12 protein-coding genes are annotated in these 17,186 nt (G+C 65.0%); 7 read left to right on the top strand and 5 right to left on the bottom strand.

Annotation, left to right across the window (positions count from 1 at the left end; genetic code table 11):
• Positions 1-119: 119 nt before the first annotated feature.
• Positions 120-2,111, bottom strand: coding sequence for a lytic transglycosylase domain-containing protein (locus Azoinq_RS07360; RefSeq protein ID WP_216130465.1), 1,992 nt, complete (start codon positions 2,109-2,111; stop codon positions 120-122).
• A 49-nt stretch (positions 2,112-2,160) separates the two neighbouring features.
• Between Azoinq_RS07360 and Azoinq_RS07355 the strand changes: the two genes are divergently transcribed.
• On the top strand, positions 2,161-2,775 hold the full coding sequence (locus Azoinq_RS07355) for a 5-formyltetrahydrofolate cyclo-ligase (RefSeq protein WP_216130467.1): 615 nt from the start codon (positions 2,161-2,163) through the stop codon (positions 2,773-2,775).
• 99 nt (positions 2,776-2,874) lie between these two features.
• Entirely contained in the window at positions 2,875-3,732 is an 858-nt protein-coding gene (locus tag Azoinq_RS07350; RefSeq protein WP_216130469.1) for a tetratricopeptide repeat protein, read from the top strand.
• A 128-nt stretch (positions 3,733-3,860) separates the two neighbouring features.
• Here the strand turns inward: Azoinq_RS07350 and Azoinq_RS07345 are convergent, their stop codons facing one another.
• Positions 3,861-5,978 (bottom strand): TonB-dependent siderophore receptor, encoded by a 2,118-nt coding sequence (locus tag Azoinq_RS07345; protein ID WP_216178456.1) that lies wholly within the window; start codon positions 5,976-5,978, stop codon positions 3,861-3,863.
• A 208-nt stretch (positions 5,979-6,186) separates the two neighbouring features.
• A complete protein-coding gene (ilvA, locus tag Azoinq_RS07340) occupies positions 6,187-7,698 on the bottom strand; it encodes a threonine ammonia-lyase, biosynthetic (RefSeq protein WP_216130473.1) in 1,512 nt (503 codons plus the stop codon).
• Between the two features lie 314 nt (positions 7,699-8,012).
• Between ilvA and Azoinq_RS07335 the strand changes: the two genes are divergently transcribed.
• From Azoinq_RS07335 to Azoinq_RS07320, 4 genes are all read left to right on the top strand, one after another.
• Entirely contained in the window at positions 8,013-11,930 is a 3,918-nt protein-coding gene (locus tag Azoinq_RS07335; protein ID WP_216130475.1) for a DUF3683 domain-containing protein, read from the top strand.
• A 49-nt stretch (positions 11,931-11,979) separates the two neighbouring features.
• Entirely contained in the window at positions 11,980-12,405 is a 426-nt protein-coding gene (locus Azoinq_RS07330; protein WP_216130477.1) for a secondary thiamine-phosphate synthase enzyme YjbQ, read from the top strand.
• Between the two features lie 97 nt (positions 12,406-12,502).
• Positions 12,503-14,068: a hypothetical protein gene (locus Azoinq_RS07325; RefSeq protein WP_216130479.1), complete on the top strand. Its 1,566-nt coding sequence runs from the start codon at positions 12,503-12,505 to the stop codon at positions 14,066-14,068.
• Between the two features lie 55 nt (positions 14,069-14,123).
• Positions 14,124-14,549, top strand: coding sequence for an HIT family protein (locus Azoinq_RS07320; RefSeq protein ID WP_216130481.1), 426 nt, complete (start codon positions 14,124-14,126; stop codon positions 14,547-14,549).
• Positions 14,550-14,585: 36 nt separating this feature from the next.
• Here the strand turns inward: Azoinq_RS07320 and phoR are convergent, their stop codons facing one another.
• Both phoR and phoB read right to left on the bottom strand, forming a co-directional pair.
• Entirely contained in the window at positions 14,586-15,890 is a 1,305-nt protein-coding gene (gene phoR / locus Azoinq_RS07315; protein WP_216130483.1) for a phosphate regulon sensor histidine kinase PhoR, read from the bottom strand.
• Positions 15,891-15,899: 9 nt separating this feature from the next.
• Positions 15,900-16,592: a phosphate regulon transcriptional regulator PhoB gene (phoB, locus tag Azoinq_RS07310; RefSeq protein ID WP_216130485.1), complete on the bottom strand. Its 693-nt coding sequence runs from the start codon at positions 16,590-16,592 to the stop codon at positions 15,900-15,902.
• Positions 16,593-16,752: 160 nt separating this feature from the next.
• On the opposite strand from phoB, the gene Azoinq_RS07305 reads away from it, so the two are divergent.
• The gene (locus Azoinq_RS07305) at positions 16,753-17,178 is read left to right on the top strand and encodes a gamma-butyrobetaine hydroxylase-like domain-containing protein (RefSeq protein WP_216130487.1); all 426 of its coding nucleotides are present in this window, start codon (positions 16,753-16,755) and stop codon (positions 17,176-17,178) included.
• Positions 17,179-17,186: the final 8 nt, after the last annotated feature.

The raw sequence follows: 17,186 nt of genomic DNA, 5'->3' as shown, positions 1-17,186 counted from the left end.
TGAATGTCGGCCGTCGTCCCCGGCGGCACGGACCCGGGCCGAAACTTCCGGCGCCCGGGACCTCCGGGGGCTAGCGACCGGGGGAAGCGGCCGACGGGCCGTTTCCCCGGACCATCCGGCTAAGGCAGACTGCTCGGGCTAACCGCCCCGATACCGCTGCCCTTGGGCATGACCACCCCCAGCCGCTGTTTCAGGGACTGGGGTTGATCATTGAACAGGATGGAATAGTAAATGGAATTGCTCATTACCTTCTTGACGTAATCCCGGGTCTCGGCGAAGGGAATGGTCTCCGCGTAGATGGCCCCTTCCAGGGGCTGGCTGCCGCGCCATTTCTGGGCCCGGCCCGGACCGGCGTTATAGGCGGCGGAGGCCAGCACCGGGTGATTATCCAGACTTTCCATGACCAGGCGCAGATAACTGGTACCCAGCATGAGATTGGTTTCCGTATCCGCCACCTGATTGGGAGAATAGTCCCGCAGACCGATTTTCTTGGCCACCCAGCGGGCGGTGGCGGGCATGAGCTGCATCAGGCCCGAGGCCCCCACATTGGATTTGGCGGAGGTGACGAAGCGACTTTCCTGGCGCATCAGGCCGTACACCCAGGCGTCATCCAGCTGCTGGCTGCGGGCCGCCGGACGCACCTGATCCACGTAGGGAGCCAGATAGCGCAGGCTGTAGTCATGCTCGTTGCGGGTCTTGTCCGCCGCGGCGATGGCCCGGTCGAAAATATTGCTGTTTTTGGCGATTTCGGCGGCGGCTAGCAATTCCCGGTCACTCATGCCCTTCAGGGCCCAGGACCATTCCTTGCTGCCTTCAAAACGCAGATTGAGGCTGAACAGGGCCAGGGCCCGGCGCACGGAAACGTTGTTGCTGACCCGGGCCATTTCTTCCGGCGTGGGGGCCTTGGCGGCGGGGGGCACCCGCACCGGCCGGCCCAGTTCTTCGGACGCCAGACTGCCGTAGAAATTGGCCTGCCCGGCGATGCGCTGGAACAGCCGGTTGGCCTTGTCCAGCATCCCCCCCGCCTTATAGGCCCGGCCCAGCCAGTAAATCCAGGTGGGGTCCTCGGACTGGGGCGGCCGCATGGCCTCCACCCCGTCCCGCACGGCGCCCCAATCCTGGGCCCGCAAGGCGGCCCGCACGCGCCAAGCCTGGGGCTCGTCGCTCAACACCCCGTCCCCGGCCCGCTTATACCAATTGAGGGCATCGCCAAAATGGCGGGAAGCGGCCTGCCAGGCCACCTCGCCCCAAATCCAGTGCAGGTCGTTGGCCTGGAACTGGTCCTGGAGCTTTTCCAGCCGGTCCTTGGCCACCGCCGGGTCATTGCGGGCTACCCGTTGCAGGGCCAGGAGGGCCAATTCCCGCACCTGCCGGTTGGCGGCAAAGCTGGGGGGCAGCTGGTAGAGCCAGACCAGGGGCTTATCCACCACCTGGGCATAGGTCCGGCTGTCCGGGGCCTGGGAGACGGGCAGATACTGGACCGTATTCCAGGCCTGGGCCGTTTTGTTGGCTTCAAACTGGAGATGGATGCGGTCCCAGACATCGGCGGCCAGCACCCGCTTGTTCAGCACCAGGGCTTCCAGCACCGGCACACAGGGCGGGGGCGGGTCCATCAGGCTGCGCCAGAGGGGCAAGGCCTCATCCAGGGCCCGACCATCGCCCCGCTGAATGCGTCCCTGCAAGGCGTAGCAGGCTAAATCCTGGTCCGGCTGGGAAACCTTGGGATATTCGGCGTCGAATTCCTGCCAGCGTTGCTGCTTGGCCAGGAAGCGCAGCCAATCGCCCCGCAGCTTTTCCGCCAGGTAGGTTTTGTCCTGCCGGTTGAGAAAATCCGCGATGGCCGCCGGATCGGTCTGATCCAGGTGAATGCGCAGCCGGTAATAATCCACATAGGGCCCCAGATCGGAGCCCTGGAGTTCGGGAGCCAGGCGTTCCAGCCGGGCCGCATCCCCGGCCCGGAAAGCGTCACGGGCGAGGAGAAAGCGGTCATCCGTATAGGCGGAAGCCAGGGAGGAACAGGCCCACAGGCCGATCCACAGAAGTTTGCCGAGCCCGGCACGCCAGGGAGCCAGGGGGGCGGAAAAGCGGGAGGAGGAAAAGGGGGAGAACATCGTGTGTGATAAGCTGGACGCCAGGACTACAGCATTCGCAGCATAGCACATGAGCGCCGCCCCTTCCTCCCCGGCCCCCGCCGGCCCCCACTCCCTTTCCTGCCGCAGCGCCCTGCGCCGGCAGCTGGTGGCCGCCCGTCTGGCCCTGGCCCCGGAACAGGTGGCCGCCCTTTCCCAGGCCATCTGCGCCCACCTGCTGGCGGGCTTTCCCCAACTGGCCCAGCAGGTAGTGGGCTTTTGCTGGCCGGTCCATAACGAACCGGACCTGCGCCCCGCCCTGGTGGACCTGGCCCGCCGGGGCGCCACCCCGGCCCTGCCGGTGGTGGTGAAAAACGCCGCCCCCCTGGCCTTTCGCCCCTGGACCCCGGATACCCCCCTGACCCCGGACCGCTACGGCATTCCCACCCCGGCCACCGGGGACTGGGTCGTCCCCAGCGTCCTGCTGCTGCCGGTTAATGGGGTGGATGAAAAAGGCTACCGGCTGGGTTATGGGGGCGGCTACTTTGACCGCACCCTGGCCGCCCTGGCCCCCCGCCCCCTGGCTATCGGCGTGGGTTTTGAACAGGCCCGGGTGGCGGATATTCGCCCGGAAGCCCACGACATGCCCCTGGACGCCCTGGTAACGGAAGCGGGCATTTTCCGCTTTTCCCCGCCCCAGGCCTGAGCCCGGCGGCCCCCACCCACCCCTGCGACAATCCGCCGCATTCCGGGCCCGGCCCCGGGAGGGGAACAATCCCCCCTTTCCTTTTTTCCGGACCCAGCCATGCCCCTACCCCATTCCCCCCTGTCCGTGCTGGCAGGAGCCCTGCTCCTGGCCCTGAGCGCCCTCCCCTCCCTGGCGGCCGGAGCCAGCGAAAGTCCCGCCGCCCCCACCGGGGTCAGGGAACGGCTGGAACAGATCAGGGAAAACGCCCGTCAGGACCCGGCAGCAACGGCCCGAGCCCTGGCCGCCATGGCCGGGGAGCCCCAGACTACGGCGGATCGGGCCACCTGGCTGCGCCTTTCCCGGGAAGCGGCGGTGCGCAACGGGGACCGGACCACCCTGGAGGCCCTGAAGAACGGCACGGACCCTTTTTCCCTGAGAGCCCTGGCCCATGTTCTAGCAGCCAACGGCTATCTGGATGAGGGCAATTTTGCCGCCGCCCGGCAGGAACTGGCCCAGGTCCAGCCCCTAGAGGCCATCAATACCCGGGATCAGCGCCGCTATTGGGCCCTCCGGGCCCGGCTCGCCCAGCTGGAAGGCCGGGAAGGGGAAGAGCGGGAGGCCCTGGAGCACATCGTCCATGAGCTGGCCCACTGGACCTCGGCAGAGTGCCAGTCCTGCCACAACGATCCCAAACAGCCCCAGGCCATCCCGGCCCTAGATTTAACCCATTTCTGGTTCGGCCAACGCCTGGTTCTGCTGATGCAGCGCCAGGGGGACGCCCTCCGGGTACAGCGCCAAGCGGAACAACGGCTGGCAGCCGACCCTAAGGACCTGGACGCCCGCATTCTGCGGGGCTACGCCCTCCTGGCCCAGCATCGGCCGCGGGAAGCAGAGCAATGCTTCCGGGCCATTCCCTGGGCCGCCTTCCCGGATCGGCCGGGCACCCCTCCCCGCATGATGTTTCTCTGGCCCTAGGCGCCGGGGCCCGGAAAAGGCCCAGGGAAGAGGCTCCCAAGGAAACCGGGGCCCCTTGACCCCCGACCCGTCTAGCCGCCCCGACCCGGGCCCCCGGTTTTTCCCCGGAGGCCCGGGGCCCTACCCGCCTACAGGGACAACCGCCAGGTCAGCATGACGCTGCGGGGCTCCCCGTAGGTGTTGTAGGTATTGGAACCGCCAATCCGGGCAAAATAGGACCGGTCGAACAGATTTTTCACATTCAGGGAAACGCTGGATTTGGGGGTAAAACGGTAGCCCAGGCGGGCATCCACCACCCCGTAGCCCCCCTGTTCCCGGGACGCGCTGCTGCCGTTCCCGGCAAAGCGGCTCATGGCATTCAGGCCCAGGCCGGCGCTAAAGCCCTGGAGACTGCCGCTGAACTGGTAGTTGCCCCACAGCTTGAGGGTATGGCGGGGCCACCAGTTGTTGAGGGGCTGGCCCTGGGCACTGTCATCCCGCTCCAGGCGGGTGATCAGATTGGTGTAACCGGCGCTCAGTTCCAGACCGGTCAGGGGACTGCCGGAAACTTCCGTTTCCCACCCCTTGCTCTCCGCCTTGCCCGCCTGGATGGAATAGTCCGGATGGTTCGGGTCATCCATGGCCCGATTCCGGTCTTCTATGTGAAAGACGGCAAAGGAAGTATTGAGCTTACCGTCCAGCAATTCCCCCTTGGTCCCCAGCTCGTACTGGCTGCCGATACGGGGGTCCAGGGTACGCCCCTGGTAGGTTTGGGCGGTCTGGGGCATGAAAATTTCGCTATAGCTGGCGTACAGGGACCACTGCCGGTTGAGGTCGTAGGTCAGCCCACCGTAGGGGGTGATATGTTGAAACGCCTGCGCCCCGGGCTGCCACGGAGTGACCGCCCCCGGGCTTTGCCCCCGACTGCGGGTGCTGAAATCGGTGACCCGGGCCCCCAGGGTCAGTTTCCACGGATCGGCCAGACTCAGGCGCACTTGGCCGAAGACCCCGTGTTCCAGATTTTCGTTGGCACCGCCCCGGTCGTAGGGCTGGCTGGGCTGGGTGACGGCCTGGGGATCGCCCCAGGGAATACCGTTCAGGCCGGCGGCCTTGAAGCCCCGGTAGGTGTAGGAAAACTTGTCGTAATTAAAACCCAGCAGGGCCCGGTGCTGCCGCCCCAGCCACTGGAAAGGCCCGGTCAGATAGGCATCCACCCCCTGGCGGTGATAGTCGTACTGGAAGTGGCGCCGGGCATAGGAGAGGGTGTCGGTGGCCGGATTCACCCCGGAGGAGGGATAGGCGTCGAAGAAATCCTGGCGCTGGTCCCGTTGGGAAAGGCTGATTTTGCCTACCCACTGGTTATCGAAATGGTGCTCCATGGCCAGCACGTTTTCTTCCGTGCGCCAGTACATGGAAGACCAGGAAGGATAGGCATTGGTGGAGCGGGACACATCCAGGAAAGACCCGGTGGTGGAAGCGGGCAGGCCGCTCCAGGAGGGCCCCTTATCCACCTGGATCGTGTTGGACAAGGACAGGGTGGTACGGGAAGACAGGTCGTACTCCAGTTCCCCGTAACTTAACCAGCGATTGTCGTGGGCCCGGTCATAGAAAAAGTCCTTGCTCTCCCCGGACAGCACCACCCGGCCCCGCAGGCTCCGGTCCTGGTTCAGGGGCCCGGTCACGTCCAGGTCGGCCCGGTTATCGTTCCAGGAACCGGTGGAAAGGGTGGCATTGGCGGCAAACTCGGAACGGGCTTTTTTGCGCACCAGATTCACCACCCCGGCCGGATCGTCTGAGCCTTGCAGCAATCCGGCGGGCCCCCGCCACACTTCCACCCGGTCATAGATGGCCAGATCAAACTGCTGATAGCCGGACAGGCTGCTGTAGGCCGGCATACCGTCATACATCACCCCCAGGGCATAGCCCCGGGCGCTGAACTGGGCCTGGCTGGGATCGTTGGGGATGGCCGTCACCCCGGTGGTGTATTGGAGGGCGTCAGTCACCGTCACCATGGCCTGATCGTCCATCTGCTGGCGGGTCACCACGGACACGGAATTGGGAATTTCCCGCCGGGGCACGGCTTCCTTGCCGGCCACGGTTACCGCCGGGCTGGTGTAGGAACCGGAACCCTCCGTAGTCGCGCTGTCCAAGGGCGTGCCCCGGACTTCCACTTCCCCCAGGGTGGGCACCCCGTCCGCCCCCCAGGCCAATCCCCCCACGGCCATTGCCACCAAACCGCCCGCCAAGCCCCGCTTTCCCGACCCCATATTGCCTCCCTAAAGTAACGGCCCAGGGCTTATGCGCCCCATGACCGACCCGGTTAAAAGGGGGGAATGGTAGGCAGTCCCTACCCAAAAGGGCATGCGGCATATGGTCGCGTTTAGGCGGAGAAGGCCGTGCAGCGGGCATTTCCCGGAAGCAGGCGTTAACAAAAAAAGCGGGCCCCAGCCCGCTTTCTTAGAGGCAAATCCCGGCTCAGCCGAGGAAGAGCTTATAGGCCGGGTTCTTGGATTCGTCCCAGGAACGGTAGCCCAGGGTTTTCAGGAAGGCCTGGAATTCCTTCTTTTCCGCCGGGGGCACCTGCATCCCCACCAGCACCCGGCCATAGTCGGCGCCGTGGTTGCGGTAGTGGAACAGGCTGATATTCCAGCTGGCGCTCATTTGGTTGAGGAAGTGCATCAGGGCGCCGGGCCGTTCCGGGAATTCAAAACGGTAGAGGAGCTCGTTCTGCACCTGATGGGCGTGGCCCCCCACCAGATGGCGCACATGGAGCTTGGCCATTTCGTCTTCGGTCAAATCCAGGGTGGCGTAGCCGTGCTTTTGCAGGCTTTCCACCAGCTTCAGGGATTCGGCCCGGTTGGCCACCTGGATACCGACGAAGACATGGGCTTCCTGGGCATCGTTATAGCGGTAGTTGAATTCGGTAATGCTCCGGTTGCCGATGAGGCTGACGAACTTTTTGTAGGCCCCGGGTTTTTCCGGCAGGGTGACCGCCAGAATGGCTTCCCGCTGTTCCCCCACCTCGGCCCGCTCGGTAACGAACCCGAGCCGGTCGAAATTGGTGTTGGCCCCGGAGGCCACGGCCACCAGGGCCTGATCCTTCAGCTTGTGCTGCTTGGCGTATTCCTTGGCCCCGGCCAGGGCCAGGGCGCCGGCGGGTTCCAGAATGGAGCGGGTGTCTTCAAACACATCCTTGATGGCGGCGCAGATGGCATCCGTATCCACCAGGACGATTTCATCCAGATATTCCTGGCACAGGCGGAAGGTTTCTTCCCCCACGTATTTCACCGCCGTGCCGTCGGAAAACAGGCCCACCTGGTTGAGGCGCACCCTCTTGCCGGCGATCAGGGAACGCTGCATGGCGTCGGCGTCAAAGGTTTCCACCCCGATCACCTTCACGTCCGGACGCACTTCCTTGATGTAGGCCGCCACCCCGGCGGCCAGACCGCCGCCGCCGATGGAGCAGAACACGGCGTGGATGGGCTTACTGTGCTGGTGCAGGATTTCCATGCCAATGGTGCCCTGACCGGCAATCACTTCCGGATCGTCGAAAGGATGGACGAAGGTGAGCTTGTCCCGCTTCTGCAATTCCAGGGCGTGGGCATAGGCCTCATCAAAGGATTCCCCGGCCAGCACCGCTTCGCCGCCCCGGGCCACCACCGCCTGCACCTTGATCTGGGGCGTGGTGGTGGGCATGACGATCACCGCCCGGCACCCTACCTTGGCGGCGGCCATGGCCACGCCCTGGGCGTGGTTGCCGGCGGAGGCGCAAATCACCCCCCGCTTAAGCTGGGCCGGAGAAAGGCTGGCGATCTTGTTGTAAGCCCCCCGCAGCTTGAAGGAAAACACCGGCTGGGTGTCTTCCCGTTTCAGCAGAAAGCGGTTGCCCAGACGACGGGAGAGGTTGGGCATGGGGGACAGGGCGGTTTCGACGGCAACGTCGTACACCCGGGCGTTGAGGATTTTGGTGAGGTAATCGTGGGGCATGGAATGGGGCGGGAAACTTAAAGAAATCAGTGTACCCCCCGGGCTCCGGTCAAGTCCATGAAGCCAGGGCCTTTTCCCCCGCCCGGAAAGGGCCTGGGGCGCAAGTCCGGTGCGGCGCCCGGAACATCCGGCCCGCCGGACGGTCTGAGCCTGAACCAAGCCCCTGGCACCGCTCCCCGGAGGGACCGGATTAGGCCAGCGCCGGGCCAACCTGGCATCGCCGTCCCGGGCCTTGACCCACCCCGCTCTACCCGGGACAGTGCAATACGTTAAAATCCCCTTTTTGAAAGACACGGCCCTGGCCGCCCCTTCCGATGACCGTACGTCTGCGCGAAATCCCCTACAACTACACTTCCTTCTCCGACCGGGAGATCGTCATCCGCCTGCTCGGGGAAGACATGTGGCAGGTGCTCGATGAACTGCGCCTGGAGCGAGTCACCGGCCGTTCCGCCCGGATGCTCTATGAAGTGCTGGGGGATATCTGGGTGGTGCGCCGCAACCCCTACCTGGAAGACGACCTGCTGGCCAACCGGCACCGCCGGGAAGCCCTGGTGGAGGCCATGCGCCACCGCCTGCGGGAAGTAGAGAAGCGCCGTCAGGCCACGGAAAAGGAAGATCCCCAGCGTAGCCGCAAGGTAGCGGCCCTGGTCCAGGCGGCGGAAAAGGCCGTGGACCGCTTTGAACAGCGCTTCGTGGACACCCTACACCTGCGCCATCAGGTGCTAAAAAGCCTGTCCCGCCATACCCGCAAGGACAATATCGCCTTCGACGGCCTAGCCCGGGTATCCCACGTCACCGACGCCACGGACTGGCGGGTGGCCTATCCCTTCGTGGTCCTCACCCCGGATACGGAGGAAGAAATCGCCCCCCTGGTGCGGGGCTGTATCGAGCTGGGCCTCACCGTCATTCCCCGGGGGGGTGGCACCGGTTACACCGGGGGTGCCGTGCCCCTCACCCCCCTGTCCGCCGTCATCAATACGGAAAAGCTCATCGACCTGGGGCCGGTGGAAGAAATCGAACTGCCCGGGGTAAGCCGCCCCGTGGCCACCATCCGCACCGGCGCCGGGGTCGTCACCAAGCGGGTTTCGGAAGCGGCGGAAGCCGCCGGCGTGGTCTTTGCCGTGGACCCCACCTCAGCGGAAGCCTCCTGCATCGGCGGCAATATCGCCATGAACGCGGGGGGCAAGAAGGCCGTGCTGTGGGGCACCGCCCTGGACAATCTGGCCTGGTGGAAGATGGTGGACGCGGACGGCAACTGGCTGGAAGTGGAACGCCTGGATCACAACCTGGGCAAAATCCACGAACAGCCCACGGTGCGCTTCCGCCTGAAACGCTTTGATCCCTCCGGGGAAAAGCTGCTCCAGGAAGACATCCTTTCCCTGCCCGGGGCCAGCTGCCGCAAGGCGGGCCTGGGCAAGGACGTGACCGATAAATTCCTGGGCGGGGTACCCGGAGTGCAGAAGGAAGGCTGTGACGGCCTGGTGGTGGCCGCCCGCTGGGTACTGCACAAAATGCCCCCCATCACCCGCACCGTCTGCCTGGAATTTTTCGGCCAGGTCCGGGAAGCGGTGCCCTCCATCGTGGAAATCACCGACTTCTTCAAGCCGGGTGGCGCTGGTCACGCTGCCGGGGTCCAGCTGGCGGGCCTGGAACACATGGACGAGCGCTATGTGAAGGCGGTGGGCTATGCCACCAAAGCCAAGCGCAAGGGGGAAACCCTGGGGCGGCCCAAGATGGTGCTGCTGGGGGACATCGTGGGTCACGACGAAGCCGCCGTGATGCACGCCGCCTCCGAAGTGGTGCGCATGTGCAACCAGCGGGGTGCGGAAGGTTTCATTGCCGTGAGCCCGGAGCTGCGCAAGAAATACTGGCTGGACCGCTCCCGTACCGCCGCCATCTCCAAGCACACCAACGCCTTCAAGATCAACGAGGACGTGGTGATTCCCCTGCCCCGCATGGGGGATTACTGCGACGGCATCGAGCGCATCAATATCGAGCTGTCCACCCGCAACAAGCTGGAGCTGTGCGACACCCTGGTGAATTTCCTCCAGGGCGACCTGCCCCTTTCCAGCGGCGACGCCAACCTGGATAAGGACGTGCTCATCGGCGACCGGCGCCAGGCGGCCCTGGAGCTGGTGGAAGGCATCCGCCACCGCTGGCAGTGGCTGCTGGACAACCTGGACATGCCCCTGGCCGAGGCGGAAAGCCATTTCGCCGCCCTGGGCATCGAAGCGGGCCCCCTCACCAACCGGGCCGCCAATCCCACCCTCTTCCACCGGCTCCAGGATTACTCCGTGCGGGTGTCCTGGAAAAATGAGCTGAAGCCCGAACTCACCGCCATTTTCGACGGCAAGGTGTACCGGCTCATCATCGACAAGTTCGAGGCCCTGCACCAGGAAGTGCTGCGCGGCCGGGTTTTCGTCGCCCTGCACATGCACGCCGGGGACGGCAATGTGCACACCAATCTCCCGGTGAATTCGGACCATTACGAAATGCTCCGCACCGCCAACGGGGCGGTGAGCCGCATCATGGCCCTGGCCCGCTCCCTGGGCGGGGTCATTTCCGGGGAACACGGCATCGGCATTACCAAGCTGGATTTTCTTTCGGAAGAGGAAATCGCCCCCTTCCGGGCCTACAAGGCCAAGGTGGACCCCAACGGCCATTTCAACAAGGGCAAGCTCATGCCCGGGGCCGATCTGCGCAATGCCTACACCCCCTCCTTCTCCCTGCTGGGGGCCGAATCCCTCATCATGGAGCAGTCCGAGGTGGGCAAAATCGCCCACAGCATCAAGGACTGCCTGCGTTGCGGTAAGTGCAAGCCGGTCTGCTCCACCCACGTGCCCCGGGCCAATCTGCTCTATAGCCCGCGCAACAAAATCCTCGCCACCTCCCTGCTGATCGAGGCCTTCCTCTATGAGGAGCAGACCCGGCGGGGCATTTCCCTGCAACATTTCGACGAATTCAACGACGTGGCCGACCACTGCACGGTTTGCCACCGTTGCGTGAAGCCCTGCCCGGTGGATATCGATTTCGGCGATGTGTCCGTGGCCATGCGCAACTTCCTGCGCAAGCAGGGCAAGAAGAAGTTCGATCCGGGCAAGGCCGCCGCCATGGCCTTCCTCACCATGAAGGACCCGGCCACGGTGAAGCTGGTGCGCAAGGTGATGATCGACTGGGGCTATCGGGCCCAGCGTCTCGCCGTCAAAGCGGCCAAGGCCCTGGGCCTGAGCCGGGAGCAACTGCGCCACCCCCCCGCCACCCTGGGTCGGCCGCCCCTGCGCGCCCAGATCATCCACTTCATCAACAAGCCCATGCCGGGCCACCTGCCCAAGCGCACCGCCCGGGCCCTCCTGGACATCGAGGACAATGAGGTGATTCCGGTGATCCGGGACCCCCGCAAGGCCACGGAGGATTCGGACGCGGTCTTCTATTTCCCCGGCTGCGGCTCGGAACGGCTCTTCTCCCAAGTGGGGCTGGCCACCCAGGCCATGCTCTACCAGGTGGGCGCCGTCACCGTCCTGCCCCCGGGCTACCTGTGCTGCGGCTATCCCCAGACCGCCGCGGGCCAGGAAGACAAGGGCCAGAAGATCATCACGGACAACCGGGTACTGTTCCACCGGGTAGCCAACACCCTGAATTACCTGGACATCAAGACGGTGATCGTCTCCTGCGGCACCTGCATGGACCAGCTGCAAAAGTACGAATTCGAGAAAATCTTCCCGGGCTGCCGCCTCCTGGACATCCACGAATATCTGCTGGAGAAGGGGGTCAAGCTGGAAGGGGTGCAGGGGGTGCGCTACATGTACCATGAGCCCTGCCACACCCCCATGAAGACCTATTCGGGCATCAAGGTGGTGAATGACCTGATGGGCCAGCGGGTGGATCTGAACGACCGCTGCTGCGGCGAATCCGGCACCCTGGCGGTCTCCCGGCCCGACGTCTCCACCCAGGTGCGCTTCCGCAAGCAGGAGGAAATCGAAAAGGGCGCCGCCCTGCTGCGAGCCGCCGGGGAACCGGACGCCCACGGTCAGGTCACACCTTTCCATGGCCAGGTGAAAATCCTCACCTCCTGCCCCTCCTGCCTCCAGGGCCTGTCCCGCTACGAGCCGGATGCGGACATCCAGGCCGATTACGTGGTGGTGGAAATGGCCAAGACCCTGCTGGGAGAAAACTGGATGGCCGATTACGTGGCCAAGGCCAACGACGGGGGCATCGAGCGGGTGCTGCTGTAAATCCCGGGGGGCATCGCCCCCCTTTTTTTTGGCCCCGCCCCCAGCCCCTATGGACCTATCCCTGACACACCGCTCCCTGACCCTGGCCACCCGGGGCCGGGGCCTTTACGACATCACCCGGGAGGTGACGGGTTTTGTGGCGGAAAGCGGCTTCCAGGAAGGCCTGCTCACCGTCTACTGCCCCCACACCTCCGCCTCCCTGCTGATCCAGGAAAACGCCGATCCTGACGTGCGCCGCGACCTGGACAGCTTTTTCGCCCGCCTGGCCCCGGACGGGGACCCGGCCTACCGGCACAGTCTGGAAGGGCCGGACGACATGCCCGCCCACATCCGCAGCGCCCTCACCCAAAGCTCCCTGAGCCTGCCTCTCCTGGCGGGACGGCTGACCCTGGGCACCTGGCAGGGCATATACTGCTACGAGCACCGGCAACACCCCCAGCATCGAAACCTGATCCTCCACCTGCTGGGCGTCTAAGCCCCCGACTTGGCAAGTCAGGCCCCAATCAGCAAAATGTGAATTAATTCACACTTTATGCAAAAAGCTTGAAACGCTTTTTCTTTGGAGACGGGCAATGAGCACCCCCTTAAGTCCGTTCGCCGATGGCGCCGCCGCCCGGGCGGCCCTGTCCGGCCTACCGGTCACCGATCCGGTCCGTACCCATGAGGCCTTGGGGCGCTTCTATGCCCAACTGACCCTGGGGTCCCTGCCGGTGGACGAGCGCATCGCCCTGCTGGAAGACAGCGAAACGGAATTGCTGTTCGTCCAGGAAGACGCCACCCGCCGCCTGCGCCACAAACCCCTGCCCTACACCGGCGGCGAGCTCTCCCTGTTTCTCCGCATCGTGGCCCTCTGGCAGGCAGGGGGGGAAGCCTGGAGCCACTGCCTGCCGGAACGTTCCGGTGGCGGCCTGGCCCCGGACACCCAGCTCCACGTGCTGGAGCGCATTGTCTATTTTCGCGGCATGGTGCCCCTGGAATACCTGAAAGCCCGTTGTCAGGTGCCCGCCGACGCCTGGCGGCTTTTGAACCGGGCCTACGCCGAGGGAGAACGGCGGGGCTGGGCGGAAACCGTATATCTGGACGCCCAGGGCCGTAAGCGCAGCTGTGCCCGGAGCTATCTGCCGGTGCTCCTCTTTGATCTGGCCAAGCCCTATGGTCTCACCTCCCGGGACATGAACTGGGTGCTGCGCTGGGCCCGGCTCATGGCCAAGCTGGCCCATATCACCCCGGTGCCCGTGCCCCCCCCGCCCTTTCTTCTGGATCTGGACAGCGATTGCCCGGTGCGCACCATGCTGCCCGGGGCCCAGTTGGGCAGCCAGGTACGGGCCCTGGAGGTCGCCGATCTGGCCAAGCACCTGCACAAGGTCCGCCATGGGCTGGCCAAGGGCCTGAGCCCGGAAACCCTGCTCCTGGGGGACGATTGCAGCCCGGCGGACGCCAACCGGCTGATGACCCACCTGAAATATCCGTGGAGCCTCACCGCCATTGCCCGGCCCTTTTCCCTGAAAAGCCCGGCCGGCACGGCGGAGGTGTTGCTGGGTTTCGAGGCTATCCATGTCCGCCTCACGGGCCGGGAACTGCTGCCCGCCAGCCGTTACGAAAACTTCTCCCGCCAGGATGCGGACCGGGTCTTCATCTTTGGAGAGGAGCCGGGAGCAGGCCAAACCAATTTGCAGGATCAGCTCAGCCAGCGCTTTCCCGGGGAAAACTGGTCCCTGCTGGAAGCCACCGCCCAGGCCTTCCGCCTCTACCGGGCCCGCGGTGAAGGCAAAATCGCCCTGGGTCAGCTCCTGGCGGTGCGCCAGCCCGGCCTGTCTTCCTGGTGGCTGTGCCGGGTCTCCAGCCTGATGCAGACCGAGGATGGGGGCGTGGTCATCAAGGCCCGCCGCTTCCTGGGGGACGTGAGCGGCATTACGGCCAGCAGCACCGGCGGGGTGGCCGCCACCCACCCGGTGGTGCTGGCCTTTGCCCTGCGCCCGCCCCACAGCGCTTCCCCCGTTCCGGAGCTGGTGCTGCCCCGGGGCTGGTTCCAGTTGCAGCGGCCGGTGGAACTGGGCCCCCAGCCCAATCTGCGCTGCCATCTGGAGCGGGTGCTGCTGGACGGCTACGACTTCGATCTGGTGGCCTGCCAGGCATGACGGGGACAGCGGGGCGGCTTACACTGGCGGCCCACTGATTTTCGGAAAGCCGCCCATGTCCCCCTCCTGCCCCCTCTGCCACCCCACGGCGGAAGAAAACCGGGCCATCCTCTGGGAAGATGCCCTGTGCCGCGTTATCCGGGTGGAAGATCCCCTCTATCCGGGCTTTTGCCGTCTGATCTGGAAAAACCATGTGGCGGAGCTGACGGATCTGTCTCCCGACCAGCGCAGCCACTGTCTGAAGGTACTCTGCGCCGTGGAAACGGCCCTGCGCCAGCTGATGGACCCGGACAAAATCAATCTGGCCAGCCTGGGCAACATGGTGCCCCACCTGCACTGGCACATCATTCCCCGGCGCCGCAGCGACCCCCATTTCCCCAATTCCATCTGGGGGCCCCAAACCCAAACCGAAGCCCAACCGCCCCGGGCACCGGATGACGCTGCCCTGGGGGCCGCCATCCGCCAGGCGCTGGAAGCCTAGGCCCCCACCCCACTGCGCCCGCCAGGGAAGAGCCGTCTATTCTTCCGCCACCCGGGAAGGGAGAAAGCGGACGCTAAAGCGGCTGCCCTTGCCCGATTCGCTGGTGATCTCCAGCCGGGCTTGGTGGCGGGTCAGCACGTGTTTGACAATGGCCAGCCCCAGCCCCGTGCCTCCGGTTTCCCGGGAACGGCTCCGGTCCACCCGGTAAAAGCGCTCGGTCAGCCGAGGCAGATGTTGGGGCGCGATGCCGATCCCCGTGTCCGTCACGCTGTACACCCCGCCCCCGTTGCTGTCGCTCTGCCAGCTGATTTCCACCCGGCCCCCCGCCGGGGTGTAGCGCACGGCGTTGAAGGCCAGATTGCCGAAGGCGCTGCGTAATTCCGGCCCGTTGCCCAGCAGAATGGCCGGGCCGTGACAATCCAGGCTGATTTCGTGGCTGCCAGCGGAAAGGGCCCGGGTTTCCGCCAGGATGGCCTCCAGCAGAGGAGCCACCGCCACCCGCTCCTCCGTAGGGGCCGAGCCCCCCGTTTCCAGGGCGGACAGGGTGAGCAGGTCTTCGATCAAGTGCTGCATCCGGGTCGCCTGATCCTGCACCAAGCGCAGGTAATGGACCGCTTCTTCCGGGGAATGGGCGCCGTAGTCATCCACCAGCATTTCCACGAAGCCGTTCACCACCGTCAGGGGGGTCTTCAGTTCGTGGGATACGTTGGCGACAAAATCCCGGCGCATGGTTTCCAGCTTTTCCAGCTGGCTGATATCCCGGGACAGGAGCAGGGTCTGGCCTTCCCCGTAGGGCACCAGTTGAACCTGCAGGGTCTGACCGGGCACCCGGTCGTTGTGCAGGGTCAGGGGCTCGTCGTAATACCCCGCTTCCAGATAGGCCACGAACTCGGGCTGGCGGATCAGGTTGGTGAGGGGCTGGCCCTTATCCACCATGGGGTTGAGGCCGAAATGAAGGGCCGCCCGGGCATTGATGCCGTCAATCTGGCGAAAGCGGTTGAAGGTGATGACCCCGTCGGGCAGGGCTTCCCCGGCCCGACGCAGGCGTTCCAGGGCCTCCTGGAGCATCTGCTGCTGCTCCATGCGCACCCGCACCCGGCGGTGCAGCCCGGCGAAGACCAGATCCCAGACGCCCCAGGCCCGGGGCACCCGGGCATCCATGGGGCCTTTGAGCCATTTCAACAGCCGGTTCACAAACCACATCTGCCAGCCCGCCATGGCCAGCAGGGCCGCCAGCCCCAGGCCCCAGGCCCACCAAGGCCCGAGCCAGAGGCCCAGAATCAAACCGGAAATAAAAACAAACGCCAGACTCAGCCAAGTTCCCCACCACGCCAGCATCATGGGATGAACTCACTCGGCCTGGGAGGAAAATCGGTAGCCGCTGCCCCGCACAGTCTGGATCAGGCGGTGGTGACCCGTATCCTCCAGGGCGCTGCGCAGGCGCCGGATATGGACATCCACCGTGCGCTCCTCCACAAACACATGGTCGCCCCAGACCTGATCCAGCAATTGGGGACGGCTATGGACCCGTTCCGGGTGGGTCATGAAAAAGTGCAGCAGGCGGAATTCCGTGGGCCCCAGGTCCAGCAGTTGCCCGTTGCCCGTGACCCGGTGGGTCACCGGGTCCAGGCGCAGCCCCTCCACATCCACCGGATCCTCCGTCATCTGGGGCGCCCGGCGACGCAGCACGGCCTTGATCCGGGCCTGCAACTCCCGGGGGGAAAAGGGTTTGGTAATGTAGTCATCGGCCCCCGAATCCAGGCCGGCGATTTTGTCCTGCTCGTCGCTCCGGGCGGTGAGCATGATAATGGGCACATCCCGGGTCCGGTCATCGCTTCGCAGGCGGCGGGCCAGCTGGAGGCCGGACATGCCGGGCAGCATCCAATCCAGCAAAATCACGTCCGGCAAGACTTCCCGCACCCGCCGTTCCGCCTCCTCCGCATCCAGGGCCCGCAAAACGCAGTGGCCCGCATGTTGGAGATTGGCCGTAATCAGCTCTTGAATGGCCGGTTCGTCTTCCACCACAAGAATGTTGGCTGCCATGGCTAAACCCGACTCCCGATGAATAATGATTTTTCAGGCTCAGTGTATTGCAGTCAGGTGACAATTAGATGACATTCCAGGCCCCCCGCCAGCCCCCGAAACTCCCGGCTGAACGCCTTCTGCGCTATGATAGCGCGTTCTTTCGCGAGGATTGACGGCCATGGCCGGGCTGACCAAAGACACCCCCATTCCCACCGAGATCAAGGCGCACCAGAAATCCCGTCAGCTGGAAATTCACTTCGACAACGGGACCCAGTTTCTCCTGCCCTACGAGTTTCTCCGGGTTTTCTCCCCTTCCGCCGAAGTCCGGGGCCATGCCCCCGGGCAGGAAAAAATCCAGGCAGGCAAGCGGGAAGTCACCGTGGAGCGGGTGGAGGGTGTGGGCAACTACGCCATCAAGCTGGTCTTTTCCGACGGCCACGACAGCGGCCTCTACTCCTGGGACTGTCTCTATGATCTGGGGCAACGCCAGGAGACCTTATGGCAGCAGTACCTGAGCCAGCTGGAGGCCGCCGGCCTTTCCCGCGATCCCGATAACACCGCTCCCGCCAGCCCCGCTCCGGGCGGCTGTGGGCATCATCATTGATGGAATCC

Origin of the sequence: Azospira inquinata, from assembly GCF_018905915.1 — a bacterium.
GTDB classification, from domain to species: Bacteria; Pseudomonadota; Gammaproteobacteria; order Burkholderiales; family Rhodocyclaceae; genus Azospira; species Azospira inquinata.
Note: the sequence above shows the minus strand (reverse complement) of the source record. Positions and strands in the feature narration are given on the sequence as shown.